This is a genomic window from Gemmatimonadales bacterium, from assembly GCA_036265815.1.
Lineage (GTDB): Bacteria > Gemmatimonadota > Gemmatimonadetes > Gemmatimonadales > GWC2-71-9 > CAVVWJ01.
The window spans coordinates 92,821-115,092 of sequence record DATAOI010000102.1; the positions used below are offsets into that span (position 1 = coordinate 92,821).

The window sequence follows — 22,272 nt, forward strand, 5'->3', positions numbered from 1 at the left end:
CCGCGTTGACGAGGAGAGAGAATCAGCATGAGCAAGCTGCTGCAAGGCGTCGGAGGTGCCCTGGCGGTTCTTGGACTGGTGGCGGGCGGAGCCTCCGTGGCGCATTCGGGCAATTCATCGCGAGCGACTCGGGCGGCGTCACCCTCCCCGGCCTCGATCCGAGACATGGACATCGCGTTCTACCAGAGGCGGGTGGAGCGCGACCGGTTCAGCGCCCGGGATTTCGCTCAGCTCGGGGGACTCTATCTCCAGAGAGCACGCGAGTCCGCCGACAATGAGGATCTGGTGCGCGCGGAGGCGAATGCCCGGCACTCGCTCCGCCTTCGCACCAGCCGGAACGGCGCCGCGATCGGAGTGCTCGCCAGCAGTCTCCTGTCCCAGCATCGGTTCGTCGAGGCGCTCGGCGCGGCCCGCCGCCTCGTGGAGCTGGACTCCACGTCGGTCGGCGCGCGCGGGTTGCTTGCCGAGACCGAGCTGGAGCTCGGCCATTACGATGACGCGGGTCGGATGTTTGGTACTCTGGCGACGTATCGCACCGACCTGAGCGTCGCGCCCCGGCTTGCCCGGTGGGAGGAGCTGCACGGCCGGCCTGAGGAGGCGCGCCGGCTGCTCCGGACGGCGCGCGACGAGGCCGAACGGCGACACGGCCTGCCGCGAGAGCAGCTCGCGTGGCTGCACCTCAGGCTGGGCGATCTGGCCCTTCGGAACGGTCATCTGGGCGAGGCGGAGGACGAGCTCCGGGTGGGACTCGAGGTCTCGCCTGGGGACTACCGCCTGCTCGGCACCATGGCCCGGCTGGAAGCGGTGCGGCACCGCTGGGAATCGGCCATCCGGTATGGGGAAGACGCCATCGGGCAGGCGCTCGACCCGGCCACCCTAGGCGTGATCGGCGATGCGTATGCCGCCCGCGGTGACAGCGCGAAGGCAGGCGAGTACTACCACACGATGGAAGTCGCGGTGCTGCATCAGCCCGGGCCGTTCCACCGGGCCTGGAGTCTCTTCCTGCTCGACCACCAGCGGGATGTGCCCCACGTGCTCGCCAAGGTATCGGCCGAGCTCGAGACCCGGCGCGACATCTACGGATACGACCTCGTCGCCTGGGCGCTCCACCACTCCGGACGCGACGCCGAGGCGGCGCCCGCGATCGAGCGCGCGCTGGCGCTCGGGAGCCGGGACGCGATGCTGTTCTTCCATGCCGGGATGATCGAGCGCGCCTTGGGTCACGACGAAACAGCCAGGAGCTACCTGGAGAGAGCGCTCCAGACCAATCCCTACTGGCATCCCTACCAGCCGGTCGAGGCTCGGGCGGTGCTCGACTCGCTGCGCGCGCACTAGGAGAACCGATGTCCGAGCTCTTCGTCTTCGTCCATCTCGGCTTCCGCCACATCACCGATCCGGCGGCGCTGGACCACATCCTCTTCCTGCTGGCCCTGGCCGCCATCTATCGCGGCCGCGACTGGCGGGACAGCCTCTGGGTGATCACGGCCTTCACCCTGGGTCACTCCATCACGCTGGCGCTGGCGGTGACGGGCGCACTGCGGCTGCCAACCCCGCTGATCGAGTTTCTCATCCCGCTCACCATCGTGGCCACGGGAGTCGAGAACATTTTGGTGCGGCACCGGGCCCAGGCGCCGCTCCGAGGCCGATACCGCCCGGTCTTCGCGGGGGGCTTCGGGCTGGTGCACGGGGCCGGGTTCGCCAACTACCTGCGCAGCCTGTTCACCGGCTCGATCGCCATTCCCCTGTTCGGGTTCAACGCCGGGATCGAGTTGGGCCAACTCATCGTGCTGGCCATCGCGGGCCTCGGGCTCGCCGGACTCGACGGAGTCATCGCCCGGCTCCGCCTGCCCGGCGACAGGCCCTCGTCGCACCGGCTGCGGGTCGTGGCAGTCTCGACCGTCGTCGTCTTGGTGGCGGCGCAGATGGCCGTCGCTCGCCGACCGTGGTAACCGGATGAGTACGCCGGCACTGCTCCTGGGTACGGCGCTGTGGCTGCTGCCGACACCCGCGCGTCACCCGATGCACACGGCGGTCACCGAGATCGTGTACCAGGCCATCAGCGCCTCGGCGACCATCCGGGTTCGGGTGTTCCTGGACGACCTCACCACGGCCGTCGGCAGACCACCCGGTACGCCCGTCGGTGATTCGGCGATGGCTCGATACGTGACGGCCGGCCTGACCGTCACCGACGGAACAGGAAGGCGTCTGCCGCTCCGCTGGGAGGGCTCCGAGCAGACCGGAGACGTCATGCTGCTCCGCCTCACTGCGGCGGCCCCGGCGGGGCTCGACGGCGGGTCGGTGGGCAGCAGGCTGCTCACCGAGCGGTTCGAGGACCAGGTCAACATCGTACGGGTCAGCTGGAGCGGCCGCACCAGGACACTGCTCTTCACCCGGGGCGAGGCGGCGAAGCCGCTTGACTGAGGCCGGGGCTTCTTGTGGACGCTCTACGGTGGCGTGTAGACTCTCTGTCGTCGTTCCGGACAGACCCGCTCGCCTGAGGAGCTTCCTCGCCCGATGGACCATGTTTAGCCAGGCAGCCGCATCGCCCGCGTCGGCCGACGGCGATCTGATCGTCCAGGTGGCCGGCGGCGACGAGCGGGCCATCGCGACGCTCTACGAACGCTACGGCGGCGTGCTCTACGCGGTGGCGTACCGCATCGTGGGGCAACGGGCGGACGCCGAGGAGGTCGTGATCGAGGCCTTCGCGCAGGCCTGGCGCGAGGCCCCGCGCTTCGCGTCGGAGCGGGGATCGGTGGCGGGCTGGCTCACCATGATCGCCCGGAGCCGGGCGCTGGATACCGTACGCGCCCGATCACGCCGCGACCGCCTCACCGCCTCCGCCGCGGCCGATCGAACCGGCCTCTCCCCCGCGATGGGCGCGTGGCATTCTGACCCCGCCGGCGTGGTCGACCATGCCGAGCGTCGGGCCAAGGTGAGGGAGGCGCTGGAGTCGCTCTCGCCGCCGCAGCGCCAGGCCATCGAGCTGGCCTACTTCGAAGGCCTCTCGCAGTCGGAAATCGCCGAACGGCTCCAGGAGCCGCTGGGCACCATCAAGACGCGAGTGCGCCTCGCCATGCAGAAGCTGCGCGAGTCCCTGCGGCCCTTTTATTTCGAGCGTGGCACATGAGCCGCCCCGACCAGGACGCCCTGCTGGACCTGGCACCCGCCTACGCCCTCGGCGCGCTCTCCGCCGAGGAGGCGCAGCGGTTCGAGGCCTACCTCGCCACCTCGCCGGAGGCGCAACGCGAGGTCGCCGAGTACCGCGAGATCGGCGCGCTGCTGGCGCTTTCCGAAGCGGAGGCCCGCCCGGCACCCGATCTGGGGAGCCGGGTCCTCGCGCGGGTCAGCGAGCAGAAGACGACCACGTTGGCTGCCCGCCGGCCGGCCGCGACCCCCGGCCGGCCGGCCCCGCTGCTCTGGGGCGCTCTCGCGGCGAGCCTCATCGCCGCGGCTGGCCTGGGTGCGGGGTTGATCTCGCTCCGCGGACGGGTGGATGCGCTGCGGACCGAGCTTGCGGCGCGAGAGCAGACCTTGAGCGAGCGCGAGCGTCTGCTCCGGGCGCGCGATGCCACGCTCAATGCGATCCTCGAGCCCGGGGTGAAGCTCTTCCAGCTCACCTCCAGCGGCGATCCGGAGCCGCTGATCCAGCTCTTCTGGGACCAGCGGCACAACGTAGCCATCCTGCACGGATTCCAGCTCAGGAGTGTGCCGCCAGGCCGGGCCTATCAGCTCTGGTTCGTCAAGGACGGCAAGCCGGTGCCCTCGATCACCTTCCAGCCCGAATCGAGCGGCAAGGCCAAGGTGGAGCGGATCCCGGTCCCCACCGGCGGTACGCTGAGCGCGGCGGCGATCACCGTCGAGCCCGAGTCCGGGTCGTCCCAGCCGACCTCGCCCATCCTGCTCGTGGGACCGCTGCAGCAGAAGTCCTGATCCTATCGACGAGCCGCGACGTGCGCCAAACCCGGAGCTTCCTGCCACCGAGCGCGGGCCCGGTGACCGGGCTGGCGCTCCTGATCGCGCTGGCCCTCCCCCTCTCCGCCCAGCTCCCGCCAGACCTCGCCCGTGAACGGAGAGAGTATGCTGCCTGGCTCACGACGGCGGCCACATCTCCCTTCGCGGTGATAGCGGTGCAGCCGGTCGGGGCGGGACTTCGGCTGGGTCCCGGCGACGCTGACGTTCCCTTGACTGGATTAGCGGAGGCTCGGGTGACGCAGGCATCCGGTACCGTGACGCTGGATGGTCCGGATGGCCGGCGGAAGCTCTTGCCCGGACGCCTCACGGCCCTCGGACCCTATGCGGTGAGAGTTCAGGGGCCGCCGGACCGGGCTACGCTGGCCGTGTTCGGTGCTCGCCAGAACGCCCACGCGCCGGAGTACTACTCGTACGATCCCGGCCTCGCGCTCGACACCCGGCTGATCCCGCCGGAGCACCCCGAAGGTCTGCGGCTGCTCGCGCCCGATGGCGTGGAGCTGAAGGCCCAGGAGGCGGGAACGGTCGAGATCCAGGTGGGTGGCGCGAGGGTGAAGCTTCTGGTGCGGCGATTTCCCAGCGACACCGGGGGTGAGCCCGAGCTCCTGATCTACTTCAGGGACGGGACCAACGGACGGGGAACCTATCCCGCCGGTCGCTTCGTCCGTCTCCTCCCCGCGGGAGGCGATCGCTACCGGCTGGACCTGAACCGCGCGGGCAATCCGTTCTGCGCCTACAGCTCGGTCTACCCCTGCCCCGCGCCGTGGCGCGGCAACACCATCTCAGCTCCAGTGGCGGCCGGCGAGCGCTACGGCAGTGAAACGAAGCCGGCGGAATCGTGGCGCGCGGCACTCGACCTTGCCGGCGGGCAGCTCCGGTTCGGGCTCGAAGTGGAAACGAGCGGAAGCGAACGGCGAGGACGGCTGTGCAACGGCCGTGTCTGCCAGTCGATCTCCGAGGTCCGCGTGCGAGGCGACAGCATCGAGTTCTCCATCGCGGACTATGCGGCATCGATCACGGCGGCAGTGCGCGGCGATTCACTGGTGGGGAGCTATCGCAACGTCGGGAACCGGGGCCCTCGGGTGATCCCGTTTCACGCCTCCCGCGGTCGCTGGCCCTCCGCGCCCGCCCCGCCCGCGCTGCTCGGGCGCTGGGACGCGAGCTTTCTCCAGGACTGGGGCCCCAGCCCACGCATTTTCGAGTTCCGCAACGGACCAGCCGGCTTCGAGGGCACGGTGCTCTCCAGCACCGGCGACTACGGGCACTTCGCGGGCAGCGTGAGGGGAGACAGCTTCGCCCTGGCGCACTTCGACGGCTCGTTCGTCTACCTCCTCACCGGCCGGCTCCGGGGCGACACGCTGCGCGGAGTGTTCCATGCAGGCCTCCGCGCCCAGACTCCATGGATCGCCGTCCGGAGCAGCCGGACCACTCACCTCAAGGCGGCGACGGAGATCACCAGGGCAGATACCAGCCGGCCGTTTCACTTCGCCTTTCCCGATCTTGCCGGACGGCTGGTCACCGAGCGGGATCCACGCTTCCGGGGCAAGGTCCTGCTGATCGATGTGTTCGGGACCTGGTGCCCCACCTGCCACGACGCGGCACCCGACCTGGTGCGGCTCTATCGCCGATACCACCGGCGAGGCCTGGAGATGGTGGGGCTGGCCTACGAGGTGACTGGCGACACGGCCACCGACGCGGCACAGGTCCGACGCTTCCGGGACAAGTTCGGGATCGAGTATCCGCTGCTCCTGGCGGGCATCAACGATACCGACGCGGCCGCGGCCACCCTACCGCAGCTTCAGGGATTCACCTCATTCCCTACGACAGTATTCCTGGGACGCGACGGCAAGGTGCGGCGGGTGCACGCCGGGTTCTACGGCCCCAGCACGGGCGCGCAGCACGGGCGGGTGGTGCGGGAGTTCGAGCGGGAGATCGAACGGCTGCTGTCCGAACGCTGACCGGGCGGCGGGTCAGCTCTTCGACTTAAGGCTCGCCGTCCGGGCGTCGGGGTCGACTCGCAGGCCGAGATACTCACCCTGGATGGCGTGGCCGGGCACTCCGCAGAGGAGCCAGTACCACCCGGCCTGATCGGCGGTGAACGTGGTCTGGTCCGACTGGCCGGGGCGGAGCCCCGCAGTGACCATCCGGGTCATGGCGTTGGTGAAGGCCGCGCGACCGCCTTCGGTAGGGAGCTTCTCCCGCTCGCCCATGACCACCAGGCTGTGCGGCGCGGTGGAATCCGCCGACTGCCAGTCCCACTGCACGGTCCAGTTGAGCGGCACGACGATCTGCACCTCGCCGGCGCGGTGGCCGTTGATCAGGGCGGACGGCGCACCCGCGGGAGCGGTCACCTGGAGCGTGAGCCGGGCGGTCCGGGTAGCGCTGTCGGCGGTGAGCCAGACCGCCTCGGACGAGGGTGCCTGGGCGGCTGCGTCCGCCGGCAGGCACCCGATCGCAGCCAGGGCGGCGGCCGCGAGCAACGCGCCAACTCGTGGGATGCCGCTCATGCCCGTCACTCTAGCCCCCCGATCTGGCGCACGGTACCTTGATGCCGCTGCTCTCCGCTCGCGGCTGGCGAAGTTCGGCCGGAATCTAATGGAGGAGGCTGGCGATGGCTGGATTACTGGCGCGGGAACGGATCGTCGCGAAACCGGGCTTCAATCGATGGCTGGTGCCGCCCGCCGCGTTGGCCATTCACCTGAGCATCGGGCAGGCGTACGCCTTCAGCGTCTTCAAGCTGCCGCTCACCAAGGTGCTGGGCGTGAGCCAGCCTGCCCCGGGGGACTGGAAGCAGAGCGAGCTCGCCTGGATCTTCACCATCGCCATCGTGTTCCTGGGGCTGTCGGCCGCGGTGTTCGGCCGCTGGCTGGAGCATGCCGGCCCCCGCAAGAGCGGCGTAGTGGCCGCCCTTTGCTGGAGCCTGGGATTCATGATCTCCGCGGTGGGCGTCCGGACCCACCAGATCTGGCTGCTCTACCTCGGATATGGCGTGCTGGGCGGCTGCGGGCTGGGCCTGGGGTACATCACCCCCGTCTCGACCCTGATCAAGTGGTTTCCAGACCGGCGGGGAATGGCCACCGGCATGGCGATCATGGGGTTCGGCGGCGGGGCGATGATCGCGAGCCCGCTCTCGCAGATCCTGCTCGACCGATACAAGTCAGCCACCTCAGTCGGGGTGGCCGAGACCTTCGTCACCATCGGAACGCTGTATCTCGTAGCGATGCTGGCCGGGGCGTTTCTCTTCCGGGTTCCCCCGGTCGGGTGGAAGCCGGCCGGGTGGGAGCCGCCTGCCCCGGACGCGCAGCGCCTGATCACCCAACACCACGTCCACGTGGACCAGGCGATCCGCACCACCCCGTTCTACTTCCTCTGGGCGGTCCTCTTCCTCAACGTGACCGCCGGTATCGGGATCCTGGAGCAGGCTTCTCCGATGATCCAGGAGATGTTCAAGGGGGCGGTAAAGGCGAGCGCGGCGGCCGGATTCGTGGGGCTGCTCAGCCTGTTCAACATGGGCGGACGGTTCGGCTGGTCCTCACTGTCCGACCATATCGGCCGGAAGGCGACCTACGCGATCTTCTTCACCCTGGGGCCGCTGCTCTACGTGACGCTACCCTATGCAGGCCGCATCGGGAGCGTGGAGCTGTTCGTCGCTTGCGCAGCGGTGATCCTGACCATGTACGGCGGCGGGTTCGCGACCATCCCGGCGTATCTCTCGGACATCTTCGGCACCCAGTACGTCGGTGCGATCCATGGGCGGCTCTTGACGGCCTGGTCGGCGGCCGGCGTGGCGGGCCCGGTGCTGGTGAACTACATCCGGGAGTATCGCATCGGTCGCGGAGTGCCCGCATCCGAGGCCTACAACTTCACCATGTACCTCATGGCCGGGCTGCTGGTGGTGGGCTTCTTCTGCAATCTGGCCGTTCGACCGGTGGCGGCCCGGTACTACATGACGGACGAGGAGCTGGCCCGGGACCGGGGCCTGGCACGCGGGACAGCCTGACGATTGCATAAAATCTGTTACCCCCGAATATTATTGCGGTCCAGGACCGGGCCGATGCCCTCGTAGTCCCGGGAGGAATTCATGGCCGAGATTGACCCTTCCCCTCAGCTGCCGGCGGGACAATGGGGGCTGGTGGCGGTGGCATGGCTGCTGGTCGGGGTCCCGTTACTCTGGGGGGTCTGGAACACGCTGCTCAAGGCAGCAGCCCTCTTTCGCTGAGCGCAACTCTTTGCACATCATGGGCTTGGAGTCGTGAAACGCGGTGGAAATGGGCCACTGTAGCGAACTTGGGGTCTTGACGGCAGGATCGGACCTCGCAGATTGTAACCCGTCCATCACTTAGCGCTGCCGAACCGACACGCCCCCTGGGCGTTGCCTCCGCGGCTTGCCGGCCGCAACGATCACATCGCTGCTGTACCCAGGTGCGCGGGCCCGATGCGGGCAGGCGCGCGGGATAGCTCGGATCGGCGGACACACCGCAAAGTTATGCATGGCCCGAAGTCCGGCACCAGCCAGGGTTCGGGCGACCGGGCAGGCCCCTCGGTATCTCTACCGGGCCGCTGCGGATCGCTTCGCGCTCCGCCCACTCGTACTCGCTCGAGGAGAGTGTTCATGACAATCGGCTCGCGTTGGTTGGTGGCCCCGGTGCTCCTCGCCCTCGCCGGTCCCGCCGCCGCCCAGGGCAGCGGAGACTGGACCACCTACGGCGGCAACGACTGGAACCAGCGATACTCGACCCTGAAGACGATCAACACCAGCAACGTGTCCAAGCTGGTTCCCCGAATGATCTTCCAGACCGGAGTGACGAAGCTGGGATCGTTCGAGAATACCCCGATCGTCAGCAAGGGCATGATGTACGTGACCACTCCGTACAACACGGCGATCGCCTACGATCTGACCACCAAGAAGGAAGTCTGGCGCTACGAGCACAAGCTGGGCACCACGATCTTCTGTTGCGGCCCCAATAATCGTGGGTTCGGCATGCACGGCGGGGCGCACCTCTACATGGGCACCCTCGACGGCCACCTGGTAGCGCTCGACGCGAAGGACGGCAAGGTGCTGTGGGACAAGGAAGTCGGCGATCCCGCCTTTGGATACAGCATCACCCACGCCCCCCTCATCATCGGGGACAATGTCATCGTCGGCGTCTCCGGCGGCGAATACGGCATCCGCGGCTACGTCACGGCCTACAACGCCATGTCCGGCGAGCAGGTGTGGCGCTGGTACTCGATCCCGGCCCCCAATGGCGATCCGACGTTCGACGACAAGGCCCCCAATGGCTGGTTCGGCACGTGGGCCCCGAAGGCCGAGGATGCCGATCTCCACCGCGACGTCGCGAAGGAGAAGGGCGATAGCTCCAAGTTCGCCGACGCCTGGAAGACCGGCGGCGGCGGCGTCTGGACCACGCCGGCGTACGACAAGGACCTGAATACGATCTTCCTGTCGGTCGGCAACCCGTCGCCCGATCTGGATGGCAGCGTGCGGCCGGGTGACAATCTCTACACCGACTGCATCGTCGCCATCGATGCAACGTCCGGGAAGACCAAGTGGTACTACCAGACGGTCCCGCACGACGTCTGGGACCTCGACGCCACGTCGCCACCGGCCGTGGTCACCATCGGTGGCACCAAGGCCGTGATCCATGCGGGCAAGACCGGCTGGGTGTACGTCCTCGATGCGTCCAGCGGCAAGCTCATCCGCAAGAGCCAGAACTTCGTCCCGCAGGAGAACATGTTCGCCCTGCCGACGGAGAAGGGCGCCCGGATGCTGCCGGGCGCCAATGGCGGCTCGGAGTGGTCACCGGTCTCGATCAATCCGACCCTGGGCTATGCGTATGTGGCCGCGCTGCACCAGCCGATGAACTACATCGTGCACACCGCTCCGTGGGAAAAGGGCCGCCTCTGGCTCGGCTCCGCCTTCGTTGCCATCCCGGGCGAGGAGCAGTACGGGCTCTTCTCGGCCGTGGACCTCAAGACCGGCAAGGTCGTCTGGCAGAACAAAGTCCCCCAGCCGATGATGGGCGGCTCGCTGGCCACGGCCGGCGGACTCACCTTCACCGGTGAAGGCAACGGGAACTTCAACGCCTACGATTCCAAGACCGGCAAGATGCTGTGGCAGTTCAATGCCGGCGCAGGCTGCAACTCCGCCCCCATGAGCTTCACGCAGGCGGGCGAGCAGTTCATCGCGGTGGCCTGCGGCGGCAACTTCCAGATCAGCTATCCGCTGGGTGACGCTCTGATGGTCTTCGGCCTCCCGGCCAAAGCGATGAAGAAGTAGGCAGCGATTCCGGCCGGTAGGGCTCTTGTCGGGCCCTGCCGGCCGATTCGTGTGGATGGCATGGTGACACGCTGGTTGTGGGTGGCTCTGGCGGCCGGCGGGTTCGTCGCGGGACACGCGTGGCCCCGGCCGGAGCCGGATGGCCACTGGATCGCCAGGAACGGAGAGGATTGGCGGCGGCTGGCACCGGCGGCCCAGGTCGCCTACACGGAGGGGTTCCTCGCCGGCTCCGCCTTGGGTCAGGCGGCGGCAGTGTCCGCGGATTCCGCGGGGCTCGACCGAACCATCCGGGACCTGCGGCGCCAAGGCCGCTTCCGTTTGCCGTTCGGCGCCAATGTCTACCGGAGCCGGCTCAACGACTACTACTGGTGGGAGAACCATCGGGTGCTCCCCCTGTGGTACGCATTCTGGGAGGTGAACGCATCGCTCACTCGTCAGACGACTGATTCCGCGCCCTGAACGCGCGGTCCGAATGCTGGTGCAGGTATTTGTCCCGAAGTTTGGCTGTCGTTGGCGGTCATCCTTACTCTGAGGGAGAAGCACCTATGAAGCGAGTCGCACTGTTGTGCTTGGGCCTGGCGTTGGGGGCGGCGAATGCCGCCGAAGCCCAGCTCACGATGCAAATGAGCAACGGCTGGAGCTTCACCTTCGCCGGCAACGTGAACGCGTTCATGATTTACCAGACCAGCAAGAATGCGGCTGGGACCACGACCGGAAAGGACTTCAGCTTCGGCACCGGCCTGCTCCCCGCCTTCGCGGTGCTCGACGCGAAGGGCAAGGAGGAGAACCTCGATCTCGGCGTGCACTTCGGCTTCGCGCCGCAGATAGAGACCGGTGGCCATTACGCCAGCTTCTTCGGCAATCAGGCGGCTGGCGCGCAGATCGACATGCGCCAGGTGTACCTGACCGCCGGCGGCACCTGGGGCTCGCTGCTCATCGGTAAGGAGCTGGGCCTGTACCAGCGCGGCAACATCCTCACCGACATGACGCTGCTCGGCGTGGGCGTGAGCGGTGGTGGCCGCGGCACCGCCCTGGGCCGGATCGGCTACGGATACCTGTACACCGACTTCCGTCCCCAGTTGACCTACAGCTCACCCAGCGGTCGGCCGACCTCGATCAGCATCGGCCTCTTCGAGGGCATCGCCTCCGCCCCGTATGAGACCATCGAGCTGCCCCGGGTCGAGGCGGAGTTCACCTACAACTCCAAGTTCGGCGAGAACAGCAACGTCAAGTTCTTCCTGAATGGAGCCGCGCAAACGGCCAAGTCGGGTGCCACTGGTCCCACCGAGAGCCTCAGCTCTGCGGGTGGCGGCGCCGGCCTCACGATCGACGTCTCCGGCTTCGCGATCACCGGCTCCGGCTTCTTCGCCAAGGGCATGGGCTCGCTCTTCATGGGTGACGCGTTCGCCGGCACCTCTCGCGCCAATAGCGACGGGGTGGACGTTGCGGGCGACGGCCGGAATTCGTTCGGTTACATCGGCCAGATCGTCTATAACTCGCCCAACAGCAAGGTCGGGATCGGCGGCAGTTTCGGCGAGAACCACCTGAAGCGGACCGACGCCGACAAGGCTGCTGACGGCACCGACTCGGAGATCCTGAAGCGTCGGGCCATCGTCGGCCAGATCACCTACCACTGGAGCAAGTCGCTGCGGTGGGTCGCCGAGTACGGCCACATCGACGGCTACGGCGATGGCGTGAAGACCTCCAAGGGGGATCAGGGCTCGCTCGGCATGATGCTGTTCTTCTAAATTCAACCGTCGTTGCACTGGAGCGGCCGTTCCGCGAGGGACGGCCGCTCTCTTTTCTCCCCCACAGCCCTGTCATCCGCCGCGCCCGTTCATCGGCGCTGTTAGATTGCCTTCAACCCTCACCCCTGCGGAGACCCGCCACGATGCGCTCGCACCCGATCCTCGGTATGCTCTTCCTGCTGAGCGCCTGCGGCGCCGCATTTGCCACCACGATGACGGCGTCGCCATCGGCAAGCCCGGCCGACGCCATCGCCTGCGTGCGCGACCAACTCCGCCCCATCCACTACCAGCAGACCTCGTTCGACCAGGACAACTTCCGGGTCACCGCGCGCAAGATCGACAACAGCGTCCACCGGGCCGACCCGCAGTATCGCCGGAACATCGACCGGCTGGAGGTCCAGGCCGCACCTACTGCGGATGGCAAGACCTCGCTCAGCATCGTCGGCCGGAGCTTCGCGGAGTTCGAGACCCAGCGCGGCCCCACCGAGGAGGAGCAGCGGGCGTCCGCCGGCGTGAAGGAGAGCGCGAAAGCCATCCTCGACGCTTGCGGGAAGTCCTGAGCGGCGGTGGCTTCGCCTTCCGGAGGCGACTAGCTTTCCCGATGCATGAACTCGAATCATATGCCTCGGGAGCATCGCGGTGGCGGTCCCACTCGTACAACTGACGCGCTCGCCCGCCGCTGACCCGCGGGCGCACGGCGTACCGGCGCGGAAGCCTGCCTGGCTCAAGGTGCGGGCTCCCGGCGGGCCCAGCTACGCGCATATCAAGAGCACCATGCGCGAGCTGGGGCTGCACACGGTCTGCGAGGAGGCGCGCTGCCCCAACATCGGGGAGTGCTGGGAGCACAAGGCCGCCACCTTCATGATCCTGGGCGACGTGTGCACCCGCAACTGCGCCTACTGTGCGGTGGCCCACGGCACCCCGTTGGCCTACGACCCGTTGGAGCCGGTGCGCCTGGCCGAGGCAGTCGAGCGGATGGGGCTCGAGCACGTCGTGATCACCTCGGTGGACCGGGACGATCTGCCCAACGGTGGGGCCGAGGCCTTCGCCGGGTGCATCACGGCCATCCGCCAACGCCTCCCGGACACCTCGGTCGAGGTCCTCATTCCCGACTTCAAGGGCTCCGAGCGCGCGCTCCGGCTGGTCATGGACGCCCGGCCCGACATCCTCAACCACAACCTCGAGACGGCCGAGCGACTCTACCGGCTGGCGCGTCCAGGCGGGCGCTACGATCGTGCCCTCCGGCTCCTGGCCAACGCCAGGGCGATGGACCCGGACGGGCTCACCAAGTCGGGCATGATCCTGGGCATGGGCGAGGAGTGGGACGAGATCCTGGTGGCGATGCGCGACTTGAGACGGAGCGACGTCAACATCCTGACCCTGGGGCAGTATCTCCGCCCGTCGGACGGACACCTCCCGGTGGCCCGCTACTACACCCCCGACGAGTTTGCCGAGTTGCGTGAGCTCGGCCGCCGGATGGGGTTCTCCCACGTGGAGGCGAGCCCGCTCACCCGGTCGTCGTATCACGCATGGGACCAGGCCAAGGCCGCCGTCTCCCGGCGAGTCGACTGATGGCGGAATCCACCGTGGCGCGCACCCGAGCCAAACGCCGAGGCATCGATCCGGCCCGCGCCGACGAGTATCGCGGCTGGCTCAGGCAGATGATCCTGATCCGCCGCTTCGAGGAGAAGGCCGGTGAGGCTTATAGCCTGGGCAAGATCGGCGGCTTCTGCCATCTGTACATCGGGCAGGAGGCGGTGGCCGTCGGGAGCCTGGCCACGCTGGGGCCGGACGACTACATCACCTGCTCCTACCGGGAGCACGGACACGCCCTGGCCCGCGGCATCCCGACGCGGGCGGTCATGGCCGAGCTCTTCGGCAAGGCGGCGGGCTGCTCGGCGGGCAAGGGCGGCTCGATGCACCTGTTCGATGCCTCGCTCGGTTTTCTGGGCGGCCACGCGATCGTAGGCGGTCACATCCCGCTCAGCACCGGCATGGCCTTCGCCGCTAAGTACCGCAACACCAACCAGGTCGCCGTCTGCTACTTCGGCGAGGCTGCGGTCAATAACGGCGCCTTTCACGAGGCGCTCAACATGGCCGCGCTGTGGAAGCTGCCCGCCGTCTACATCTGCGAGAACAATCGCTACGGGATGGGCACCGCGCTGGAGCGGGCCAGCGCCATCTACGACATCTCCGAGCGGGCCTGCTCCTACGACATGGCCAACGAGGTGGTGGACGGACAGGACGTGCTGGTGATGCACGCTGCCATGGATCGCGCGGTCCAGCGCGCCCGGAACGACAAGCACCCTACCCTGCTGGAGGTCCGGACCTACCGGTTCATGGGCCACTCGATGTCCGATCCGATCCACGGCCACTATCGCACGCGGGAGGAGGTCGAAGACCAGCGGAAGCGCGACCCGATCGCCGTCTGGTCCCAGCGCCTCATCGCGGAGGGCCTGTTGGACGAGCCCGGGCTCAAGGCGCTCAACAAGGAGGTCGTAGACGAGGTGGAGGACGCCTACCAGTTCGCCGAGCAGGCACCCGACCCGGCACCGGAAGAGCTCTACACCCACGTGTACGCCGGCTCCTCTCCCGCCGATCCGGCCGGGCCTTCCCGACCCGCCTGATGCCCACACTCACCTACCGCGACGCCCTCAACCAGGCGCTCCGCGAGGAGATGCAGCGGGACCCCGACGTCTTCCTGATGGGTGAAGAGGTGGGCGTCTACCAGGGTGCCTACAAGGTGAGCCGCGGCCTGCTGGACGAGTTCGGGCCCATGCGGGTGGTGGACACGCCGATCACCGAGCTGGGCTTCGCCGGCGTTGGTGTGGGGGCCGCGATGGTGGGCCTCCGGCCGGTGATCGAGTTCATGACCTGGAACTTCGCGCTGCTGGCCATCGACCAGCTGGTCAATTCGGCGGCCAAGATGCGCTACATGTCGGGCGGCCAGATCGGTGTGCCGGCGGTGTTCCGTGGACCCGGCGGATCGGCCCTCCAGCTCGGCGCGCAGCACTCGCAGGCGTTCGAGAGCTGGTACGCCCACATCCCCGGCCTCAAGGTGGTCATGCCCGCCACGCCGGCCGATGCCAAAGGACTGCTCAAAAGCGCCATCCGGGACGACGATCCGGTCGTCTTCATCGAGGGCGAGATGCTCTACAACCTGAAGGGTGAGGTGCCCGAGGGCGAGCACGTCATTCCGCTGGGGAAGGCCGACGTGAAGCGGCCCGGTAAGGACGTGACGATCGTCTGCCACTCGAAGACGGTGGCCGTGGCCCTCAAGGCGGCCGAGCAGCTCGCCGCCGACGGCGTGGACGCCGAGGTGATCGACCTCCGCACCATCCGCCCCCTCGACCAGGAGGCCGTCCTCGGCTCGGTGGTCCGGACCCATCGCTGCGTGGTGGCGGAGGAGGGATGGCCTTTCGCCGGCGTCGGCGCCCAGGTGGCCGACACCATCCAGCGGGAGGCGTTCGACGAACTGGACGCTCCGGTCCTCCGGGTCACCGGCGCCGACGTCCCGATGCCCTACAACAAGCAGCTCGAGAAGGCCGCCAAGGTCGATCCCGCCCGGGTGATCGCCGCGGTCGACTCGGTGCTCTATCGCGACTGACGCATGGCTACCAAGGTCGTCATGGAGGCGCTCTCCCCCACCATGGAGGAAGGGCGCCTCGTCGAGTGGAAGAAGGGCGAAGGCGAGCCGGTGGCCGTCGGCGACGTACTGGCCGAGGTGGAGACCGACAAGGCGGTGATGGAGCTGGTGGCCCGGGCCGGCGGCACCCTGCTCAAGCAGGTGGTGGCAGCCGGAGCCACGGTGCCGGTCTCCCAGCTCGTGGCGCTGATCGGGGAGGCGGGCGAAGCGGTCGAGAACGGAGCCGCGCCTCCGAAAGAGGAGGAGGCCCAGGCCACCCAGCCGACGCCGGACAGAAACCGACCGGTCTCGACGCCGCCGGCGCCGCCGGCGCAGGCGGCCGCGGCCGCACCCGCTCGCGAGGTCACTGGAAGGGTCAAGGCGTCGCCCCTCGCACGGAGGCTTGCCGCGGAGCGGGGCATCGAGCTCGGCGCCATTCGGGGATCGGGGCCGGAGGGACGGGTCGTAGTCCGTGACCTGGAGGGTGCCTCTGCGCAGCGCGCGGCGGTTGCGCCAGCGCCCGCTCCGGCTGCTCGAGCCGCCGCGCCTTCGCCACGCCCGGTGATGCCTGCGCCGGGCGGGCCACCGTACACCGACGTCCCGCTGAGCCAGATCCGGAAGACGATCGCCAAACGGCTGGTCCAGTCGATCGGTCCGATCCCTACCTTCTACCTCACGACCGAGGTGGACATGGAGCGTGCCTGGGATGCGCGCGAGGCGCTCAAGGCACTGGGGGAAGGGCCCAAGGTGTCGTTCAACGACATCATCCTCAAGGCAGTGGCCACCGCGCTGCGGCAGCACCCGGCCTGCAACGCCTGGTGGCAGGACGACCGGATTCGCTACTGGAACGAGGTGCACGTGAGCATGGCGGTGGCCATCGAGGAGGGCCTGATCACACCGGTCATCCGCCACACCGACCTCAAGTCGCTGCGGGAGATCGCGGCGGAGTCCCAGGATCTGGCCGCCCGGGCGCGGGAGCGGCGGCTCACGCCGGAGGAGTACACCGGTGGAACATTCTCCGTTTCCAACCTCGGTATGCTCGATATCGACGAGTTCACCGCGGTCATCAACCCGCCCGAGGCGGGCATCGTGGCGATCGGCCGGATCGTGGAGAAGCCGGTGGCGCACGAAGGTCAGATGGCGATCCGGCGACGGATGCGGCTCACCATGTCGTGCGACCACCGGGTCATCGACGGCGCGACCGGCGCCCAGTTCCTCAAGACCTTGAAGACGATGCTGGAGAATCCCCTGGCGTTGGTGTGGTGAGCCGACCCCCAATCAGAGGTAAGAGAGCGTGGCGACCCAGTTCGACGTGATCATCATCGGCGGCGGGCCCGCGGGCTATGTGTGTGCCATCCGCGCGGCGCAGCTCGGCCTGGCCACCGCGGTGGTCGAGCGGGACAAGCTCGGCGGTGTCTGCGTCAACATCGGCTGCATTCCGACCAAGGCGCTGCTGCAGAGCGCCTACGTGGCCAACCTGGTAGCGCACGATGCCAAGGAGCTGGGGGTCGAGGTGAGCGGAGTCAAGGCCGACTACGCCGTGGCGATGCGGCGCTCCCGCAAGGTCTCCGACCAGAACTCCAAGGGCGTCGAGTTCCTGATGAAGAAGCACAAGATCACCGTCGTGAGGGGCAGCGGCACTCTGGGAAAGGACCGCACCGTCCGGGTGGGCTCGGAGGAATATCAGGCGCGGAAAGCGGTCATCATCGCCACCGGGTCGCGGGTCAAGGGGATTCCTCAGATTGGCCTCGAGCTGGACAAGACGACCGTCATCAGCTCCGACGAGGCGCTCTTCCTGGAAAAGGCCCCGGCGAGCCTGGCGGTGGTCGGCGCCGGCGCGGTCGGCACCGAGTTCGCCGACATCTTCCACGCCTTCGGCACCAAGGTGACCCTGATCGAGGCACTTCCCCGGATGCTGCCCCTGGAAGATGCCGAGTCGTCGGATGCGCTTGCCAAGAGCTTTCGGAAGCGGGGCATCACCGTGTACGCCGGAGCCAAGGTCACCAAGGCCACGGTGGCCAAGGACAAGGCCGTGCTCCAGGTCGAGACCGGAGGCAAGACCGAGAGCGTCGAGGTCGAGAAGGTCCTGATGGCGGCCGGGCGTGCGGTGAACACCGAGGGGATGGGCTTCAAGGAGGCCGGCGTGCAGCTGACCGAGGCCGGCTTCGTCAAGGTCAACCGCGAGACGCTGGAGACCACGGCGCCCGGGATCTACTGCATCGGGGACGTCGCCGGCCCGCCGATGCTGGCGCACAAGGGGAGCCGTGAGGGGGTGATCGTGGCGGAGCGGATTGCCGGGCAGCATCCGCACCCGATCCGCTACGACAACGTTCCCAGCGTCACCTACTGCCATCCCGAGGTGGCGAGCATCGGGCTCACCGAGGACCAGGCCAAGGAGCGGAAGCTGGAGTACCAGGTGGGGCGCTTCCCCTTCAGCGCCAACGGGCGCGCGCGCGCCGCCGGCGAGACCGAAGGGTTCGTGAAGATCATCCGGGACAAGAAGTACGGCGAGATTCTCGGAGCGCACATCGTGGGGAGCCACGCCTCGGAGCTGATCCACGAGCTCACGGTGGCGCGGGAGAACGAGTATACGGTGGAAGAGGTCGACTTGGCGATCCACGCCCACCCGACGCTCTCCGAAGCCATCGCGGAGGCGGCGCTCGACTCGATGGGCCGGGTAGTGCACATCTGAACGTGGTGACCAACTTCGCCGGCGAGCCGGTGAGCGGGTCTCGCGACCTGGTGCTGGTGGCATTCCGGGGCATGGCCGTGGCCGTCCTGCTGGGCACGGGCCTGGTGATGTTCGTGCTCTGGGGCGTAGGGGCCCTCGTGGCGGCGGGTCCCACTGGAGGGCCGGTCACCGGGGAGCCGGTTACAGGAGGTCCTCCGCTGCTCCTGCTGCTCGGGGGCACTCTGCTGGCGCTCCTCGCCAGCGCCGCAACCGCCTGGGCGTGCTTGACCCCGATCGACTCCTATTACCGCCGGGGCGGACTCGCGCTGGTATGCGCGTTCGCCACCTTCGTCACGTCGGTGCTGGCGGCACCCCTCCACTACTTTCTGGGACAACGCGCCCTGCTCGGTGTCGGCGCCGGCGCGCTGGCAGGAGCGGTGCTGTTGCTGCGGATGACTCCGACGGCGGGGAGTGGAAACTCCTGATGGGGCCACTCGTGGTTCATGAGCTGGGCCGGCGGCCTTACGCCGAGGTTCTGGAGCTGCAGCGCGAGCTCCGCCGGCAACGGCTGGCGGGAGAGCTGGCGCAGGACGTTCTGCTGCTGGTCGAGCACGAGCCCGTGGTGACGCTGGGCCGATCGACCCGCCCGGCGAGTCTTCCGCTGCCGGTAGAGGAGCTGGAGCGCAGGGGCATCGCGGTGGCGGAGGTGGAGCGTGGGGGAGACGTGACCTTCCACGGGCCGGGGCAGCTGGTGGGGTACCCGATCCTCGACCTCACACGCCACCGGGAGGACCTGCACTGGTATCTCCGGCGGCTGGAGGACGTCCTGATCACGGCCCTCGACCAGCTCGGCGTGCCCGCCGGGCGCAACCCGGGACTCACCGGCGTGTGGACCCGGGGCCGCAAGATCGTGAGCATCGGAGTGCACGTGAAGCAGTGGGTTACGCTGCACGGCTTCGCGCTCAACGTCACCACCCGGCTCGAGCCGTTCGAGATGATCGTGCCGTGTGGCATCCGCGACGTGGTCATGACCAGCGTAGCGCAGGAGCTCGGGCGGACCGATCAGGCGCTGGATGGGGAGGCGCGCCAGGCGGTCGTGAAAGCGTTTGCGGCGATATTCGAGCTGCAGCCCGTTCCCGGGGCGCGGGTGCTCAGCCCGAGCCACCCATGACCGATCTCATCGACACCCGTGCGCCGGACCGAACGCGCCTGCCGCCGGGTCAGATCATCACTCGGAAATGGCCCGTGCTCCACGCCGGCATCGTGCCGAAGGTGGACCTGGCGCACTGGCGCTTCACGCTGAGTGGCGCCGTCGAGCGGCCGTTTGCGATCACCTGGGACGAGCTCCAGGCGCTGCCCCGGCGGCAGACGGCGTGCGACATCCATTGCGTCACTCGCTGGAGCCGCTACGACAACGTCTTCGAGGGCGTGCCGGTGCAGCTCCTCCTGCAGCGAGCCGGGGTCAAGCCCCAGGCCCGGTATGCCCTGGTGCACGCAGAGCAGAAATTTACCACCAACCTGCCCCTGAGCGACCTGGACCGCCCCGAGAACCTGCTGGCGCTCTCCCATGACGGCGAGCCGTTGAACCCGGAGCACGGGGGTCCGGTGCGGCTTCTGGTACCCCATCTCTACTTCTGGAAGAGCGCCAAGTGGGTTCGCGGGATCGAGTGCCTGGAGGAGGACGTCCCCGGCTTCTGGGAGGAGAACGGGTATCACATGCGGGGCGATCCGTGGCAGGAGGAGCGCTACGGGAGACCGGACCCCGCCCGCATGCGCCGGGGTCCGCGGTAGCGCGGTGCCGCTCTCCCCGGCCCACTCTTGTTTTTGCCGAGCAATCCAGTTTTCCTGTCTAGCATGGTAGAATCGCCCCGACATCCGTCGCCCGAAGCGCAGGCGGACCAGCGCATCGGCGAGATCCTGAGGGCGGCGGGCAGCTGGTCCAGGGAAGCTCCGGGCGCGCTCATGCCGGCCATCCGCGCGGTCTGCATCCGGCTGGCGGAGATGGTGGCCGACCAGCGCCATTATCTCGCCCCGTTGCCTGAGCCGCAGGAGACCGAGCGGCGAACCGTGCTCACCCTGGTGGCCGACCGGCTCCGCTCGTCCCAGGTCACCGGCGGGCTGGAGCCGCACCTCAAGGCACTGGAGGAGCTCGAGCTCCGGTCCACCGGGTCGTGGTCCACCGTCGACACGGCCCAAAGCGAGTGGATCACCACCGCCATCCGCTACCTGGAGAGCTGTGCCTCCAAGCTGCCGGCGGGCGAGCGGCCCGATCCCTACTGGGCCGATGACGTGGTCGCGGGCATCATCGCGTCCGTACGGGCCCTGATCGGGGTGGATGAGCTGCATGCCCGGACCGAGGCCCGGTATTCGGGCCCGGTCAAGCGGGTCTCCCCGGAGGACGATCTCTAGCCCGCTCCCACCGCCTCAGTCCGCTCCCACCGCCTCGACCGCCTCCTCCTCACTCGCCCGCGGCTGCGCAGCAGCGCCGCCCTGCTCCGCAAACAGCTCGAAGAACCGCCCGAAGATCTCGATCCCGCTCCACAGCTGCTGCAGGTCCAGCTTCTCGTTGGGCGAGTGCAGCCCATCGTCCGGGAGTCCGATGCCGGTCAGCAGGACCGGGGCACCGGTGCGGCCGAGCTCGGGGATGATGGGGATCGATCCCCCAGCACGGATCCGCACCGCGCGCTGGCCGGTGACGGCTTCGAACGCCTGGTCCAGCAGGTCGAACGCCGGGTGGTCGACGTCGACCTGCACCGGGTCGCCCCCGTGCAGCAAGGTGACCTTCACGTCGGCCCATCGGGGAGCCAGGGCCGCCACCGCGCGTTCCAGCTGATGGCCCACCTTCTCGTGTCGCTGATCCGGCACCAGCCGGAGACTCACCTTGGCCGTGGCTTGGGCCGGGATCACCGTCTTGGCACCCTCACCGACGAATCCGCCTCGGATGCCGTGGATCTCGAACGTCGGCAGCGCCCAGACCCGCTCGAAGATCGAGTGCGTCTTCAAACCGGTCAGCGCTCGACCGCTGACCTCGTCCCGCAGAAACGCCTCCTTGTCGAAGGGCAGTTTCTTCCAGGATTTGAGCTCTGACTTGGCCGGCGGCTCGACCGACTTGTAGAGCTTGGGGATCTGGATCTCGCCGTCGGCGGCCTTGAGCTCCGCCAGGATCCGGACCAGCGTCTCGATGGCGTTCGGCGCCACCCCGCCGTAGGTGCCGGAGTGCAGATCCCGCCCGAGCGTGCGAACCGAGATCTCGGCGTAGCACAAGCCGCGGAGCGCGGTGTAGACGGCCGGCCGGCCGGGGGCGTAGTACGACATGTCGCAGACCAGGGCGGCGTCGGCCTCGGTACGGGCCGGCTCGGCATTGAGCAGGTCGACGACGACGTGACCGCCGGATTCCTCCTCGCCTTCGAAGATGAAATGGACATTGAGCGGCGGCTGTCCGTTTTCATCGAGCACCGACTCGTACGCCTTGAGCAGGCAGAAGACCTGCCCCTTGTCGTCGTCGGCGCCACGACCATAGATCCGGCCGTCGCGAATGGTGGGCTCGAACGGGGGAGAGATCCACTCGTCGAGCGGGTCCGGCGGCTGGACATCGTAGTGCCCGTAGATCAGCAGGGTCGGACGCCCGGGCACAGGGGGACTCTCCGCCCAGACCACGGGGTGTCCGCTTCCCTCGATGACCTCGACGATGGGACAGCCCAGCCGGCGCAGCTCCTCGCGCAGCCATTCGGCCGCCCGCCGGCAGTCGGAGGCGTGGGCGGGGAGAGCACTCACGCTGGGTATGGAGAGGAAGTCGACCAGCTCCCGGAGCAGGCGGTCCTGCTCGCGGGTGACGAAGGCGGTGTCCATCGGCGCGGCCTCGAGCATGAGGGACAGGAACTCCGACCGCTGAGAAAGCTACACGCCGCGGCCAGTCGCGCGAGTGGACCGAGTGACCTGTCTCACCGACGGCTCGGCGCGGGAGTCGGTAGCGTCGCCAGTC

23 protein-coding genes are annotated in these 22,272 nt (G+C 68.4%); 21 read left to right on the forward strand and 2 right to left on the reverse strand.

The features are described 5' to 3' along the window. The first annotated feature begins 27 nt into the window (after nucleotides 1-27). The 6 genes from VHR41_19845 (at nucleotide 28) to VHR41_19870 (ending at nucleotide 5,927) form a co-directional block, all read left to right on the forward strand. Nucleotides 28-1,335: a hypothetical protein gene (locus tag VHR41_19845; GenBank protein ID HEX3236454.1), complete on the forward strand. Its 1,308-nt coding sequence runs from the start codon at nucleotides 28-30 to the stop codon at nucleotides 1,333-1,335. Between the two features lie 8 nt (nucleotides 1,336-1,343). Further along, entirely contained in the window at nucleotides 1,344-1,949 is a 606-nt protein-coding gene (locus tag VHR41_19850) for a HupE/UreJ family protein (GenBank protein ID HEX3236455.1), read from the forward strand. Between the two features lie 4 nt (nucleotides 1,950-1,953). After that, nucleotides 1,954-2,421 (forward strand): DUF6702 family protein, encoded by a 468-nt coding sequence (locus VHR41_19855; protein HEX3236456.1) that lies wholly within the window; start codon nucleotides 1,954-1,956, stop codon nucleotides 2,419-2,421. 100 nt (nucleotides 2,422-2,521) lie between these two features. Continuing rightward, the gene (locus VHR41_19860; protein ID HEX3236457.1) at nucleotides 2,522-3,127 is read left to right on the forward strand and encodes a sigma-70 family RNA polymerase sigma factor; all 606 of its coding nucleotides are present in this window, start codon (nucleotides 2,522-2,524) and stop codon (nucleotides 3,125-3,127) included. Next, nucleotides 3,124-3,930, forward strand: a complete 807-nt coding sequence (locus VHR41_19865) for an anti-sigma factor (protein ID HEX3236458.1) — start codon at nucleotides 3,124-3,126, stop codon at nucleotides 3,928-3,930. The genes VHR41_19860 and VHR41_19865 overlap by 4 nt, the downstream gene beginning before the upstream one ends. Before the next feature lie 20 nt (nucleotides 3,931-3,950). Further along, nucleotides 3,951-5,927: a DUF1684 domain-containing protein gene (locus tag VHR41_19870; protein HEX3236459.1), complete on the forward strand. Its 1,977-nt coding sequence runs from the start codon at nucleotides 3,951-3,953 to the stop codon at nucleotides 5,925-5,927. A gap of 12 nt (nucleotides 5,928-5,939) precedes the next feature. On the opposite strand, the gene VHR41_19875 is transcribed toward VHR41_19870, so the two are convergent. Next, nucleotides 5,940-6,476 carry a sulfocyanin-like copper-binding protein gene (locus tag VHR41_19875; protein HEX3236460.1) on the reverse strand — a complete coding sequence of 179 codons (537 nt, stop codon included), beginning with the start codon at nucleotides 6,474-6,476 and terminating at the stop codon, nucleotides 5,940-5,942. Nucleotides 6,477-6,580: 104 nt separating this feature from the next. On the opposite strand from VHR41_19875, the gene VHR41_19880 reads away from it, so the two are divergent. The 15 genes from VHR41_19880 (at nucleotide 6,581) to VHR41_19950 (ending at nucleotide 20,699) form a co-directional block, all read left to right on the forward strand. After that, nucleotides 6,581-7,969, forward strand: coding sequence for an OFA family MFS transporter (locus tag VHR41_19880; protein ID HEX3236461.1), 1,389 nt, complete (start codon nucleotides 6,581-6,583; stop codon nucleotides 7,967-7,969). A gap of 81 nt (nucleotides 7,970-8,050) precedes the next feature. Further along, nucleotides 8,051-8,188, forward strand: coding sequence for a hypothetical protein (locus VHR41_19885; protein ID HEX3236462.1), 138 nt, complete (start codon nucleotides 8,051-8,053; stop codon nucleotides 8,186-8,188). Between the two features lie 393 nt (nucleotides 8,189-8,581). Further along, nucleotides 8,582-10,246: a PQQ-binding-like beta-propeller repeat protein gene (locus tag VHR41_19890; GenBank protein HEX3236463.1), complete on the forward strand. Its 1,665-nt coding sequence runs from the start codon at nucleotides 8,582-8,584 to the stop codon at nucleotides 10,244-10,246. A gap of 60 nt (nucleotides 10,247-10,306) precedes the next feature. After that, a complete protein-coding gene (locus tag VHR41_19895) occupies nucleotides 10,307-10,705 on the forward strand; it encodes a hypothetical protein (protein ID HEX3236464.1) in 399 nt (132 codons plus the stop codon). 86 nt (nucleotides 10,706-10,791) lie between these two features. Continuing rightward, entirely contained in the window at nucleotides 10,792-11,994 is a 1,203-nt protein-coding gene (locus tag VHR41_19900) for a hypothetical protein (protein HEX3236465.1), read from the forward strand. 143 nt (nucleotides 11,995-12,137) lie between these two features. Continuing rightward, nucleotides 12,138-12,554 carry a hypothetical protein gene (locus tag VHR41_19905; protein ID HEX3236466.1) on the forward strand — a complete coding sequence of 139 codons (417 nt, stop codon included), beginning with the start codon at nucleotides 12,138-12,140 and terminating at the stop codon, nucleotides 12,552-12,554. A 100-nt stretch (nucleotides 12,555-12,654) separates the two neighbouring features. Further along, nucleotides 12,655-13,566, forward strand: a complete 912-nt coding sequence (gene lipA, locus VHR41_19910) for a lipoyl synthase (GenBank protein ID HEX3236467.1) — start codon at nucleotides 12,655-12,657, stop codon at nucleotides 13,564-13,566. Continuing rightward, on the forward strand, nucleotides 13,566-14,621 hold the full coding sequence (gene pdhA / locus VHR41_19915; protein ID HEX3236468.1) for a pyruvate dehydrogenase (acetyl-transferring) E1 component subunit alpha: 1,056 nt from the start codon (nucleotides 13,566-13,568) through the stop codon (nucleotides 14,619-14,621). The genes lipA and pdhA overlap by 1 nt, the downstream gene beginning before the upstream one ends. Further along, the gene (locus tag VHR41_19920; protein HEX3236469.1) at nucleotides 14,621-15,601 is read left to right on the forward strand and encodes a pyruvate dehydrogenase complex E1 component subunit beta; all 981 of its coding nucleotides are present in this window, start codon (nucleotides 14,621-14,623) and stop codon (nucleotides 15,599-15,601) included. Before pdhA ends, VHR41_19920 begins: the two co-directional genes overlap by 1 nt. Before the next feature lie 3 nt (nucleotides 15,602-15,604). Beyond that, a complete protein-coding gene (locus tag VHR41_19925; protein HEX3236470.1) occupies nucleotides 15,605-16,885 on the forward strand; it encodes a dihydrolipoamide acetyltransferase family protein in 1,281 nt (426 codons plus the stop codon). Nucleotides 16,886-16,913: 28 nt separating this feature from the next. Beyond that, nucleotides 16,914-18,311: a dihydrolipoyl dehydrogenase gene (gene lpdA / locus VHR41_19930; GenBank protein ID HEX3236471.1), complete on the forward strand. Its 1,398-nt coding sequence runs from the start codon at nucleotides 16,914-16,916 to the stop codon at nucleotides 18,309-18,311. Nucleotides 18,312-18,316: 5 nt separating this feature from the next. Then, a complete protein-coding gene (locus tag VHR41_19935) occupies nucleotides 18,317-18,775 on the forward strand; it encodes a hypothetical protein (protein HEX3236472.1) in 459 nt (152 codons plus the stop codon). Further along, nucleotides 18,775-19,461, forward strand: a complete 687-nt coding sequence (gene lipB, locus VHR41_19940) for a lipoyl(octanoyl) transferase LipB (GenBank protein HEX3236473.1) — start codon at nucleotides 18,775-18,777, stop codon at nucleotides 19,459-19,461. Before VHR41_19935 ends, lipB begins: the two co-directional genes overlap by 1 nt. After that, a complete protein-coding gene (locus tag VHR41_19945; protein HEX3236474.1) occupies nucleotides 19,458-20,081 on the forward strand; it encodes a sulfite oxidase-like oxidoreductase in 624 nt (207 codons plus the stop codon). The genes lipB and VHR41_19945 overlap by 4 nt, the downstream gene beginning before the upstream one ends. A 63-nt stretch (nucleotides 20,082-20,144) precedes the next feature. Next, nucleotides 20,145-20,699, forward strand: coding sequence for a hypothetical protein (locus VHR41_19950; protein HEX3236475.1), 555 nt, complete (start codon nucleotides 20,145-20,147; stop codon nucleotides 20,697-20,699). A 15-nt stretch (nucleotides 20,700-20,714) separates the two neighbouring features. On the opposite strand, the gene VHR41_19955 is transcribed toward VHR41_19950, so the two are convergent. Further along, nucleotides 20,715-22,157, reverse strand: coding sequence for a dipeptidase (locus VHR41_19955; GenBank protein HEX3236476.1), 1,443 nt, complete (start codon nucleotides 22,155-22,157; stop codon nucleotides 20,715-20,717). Nucleotides 22,158-22,272: the final 115 nt, after the last annotated feature.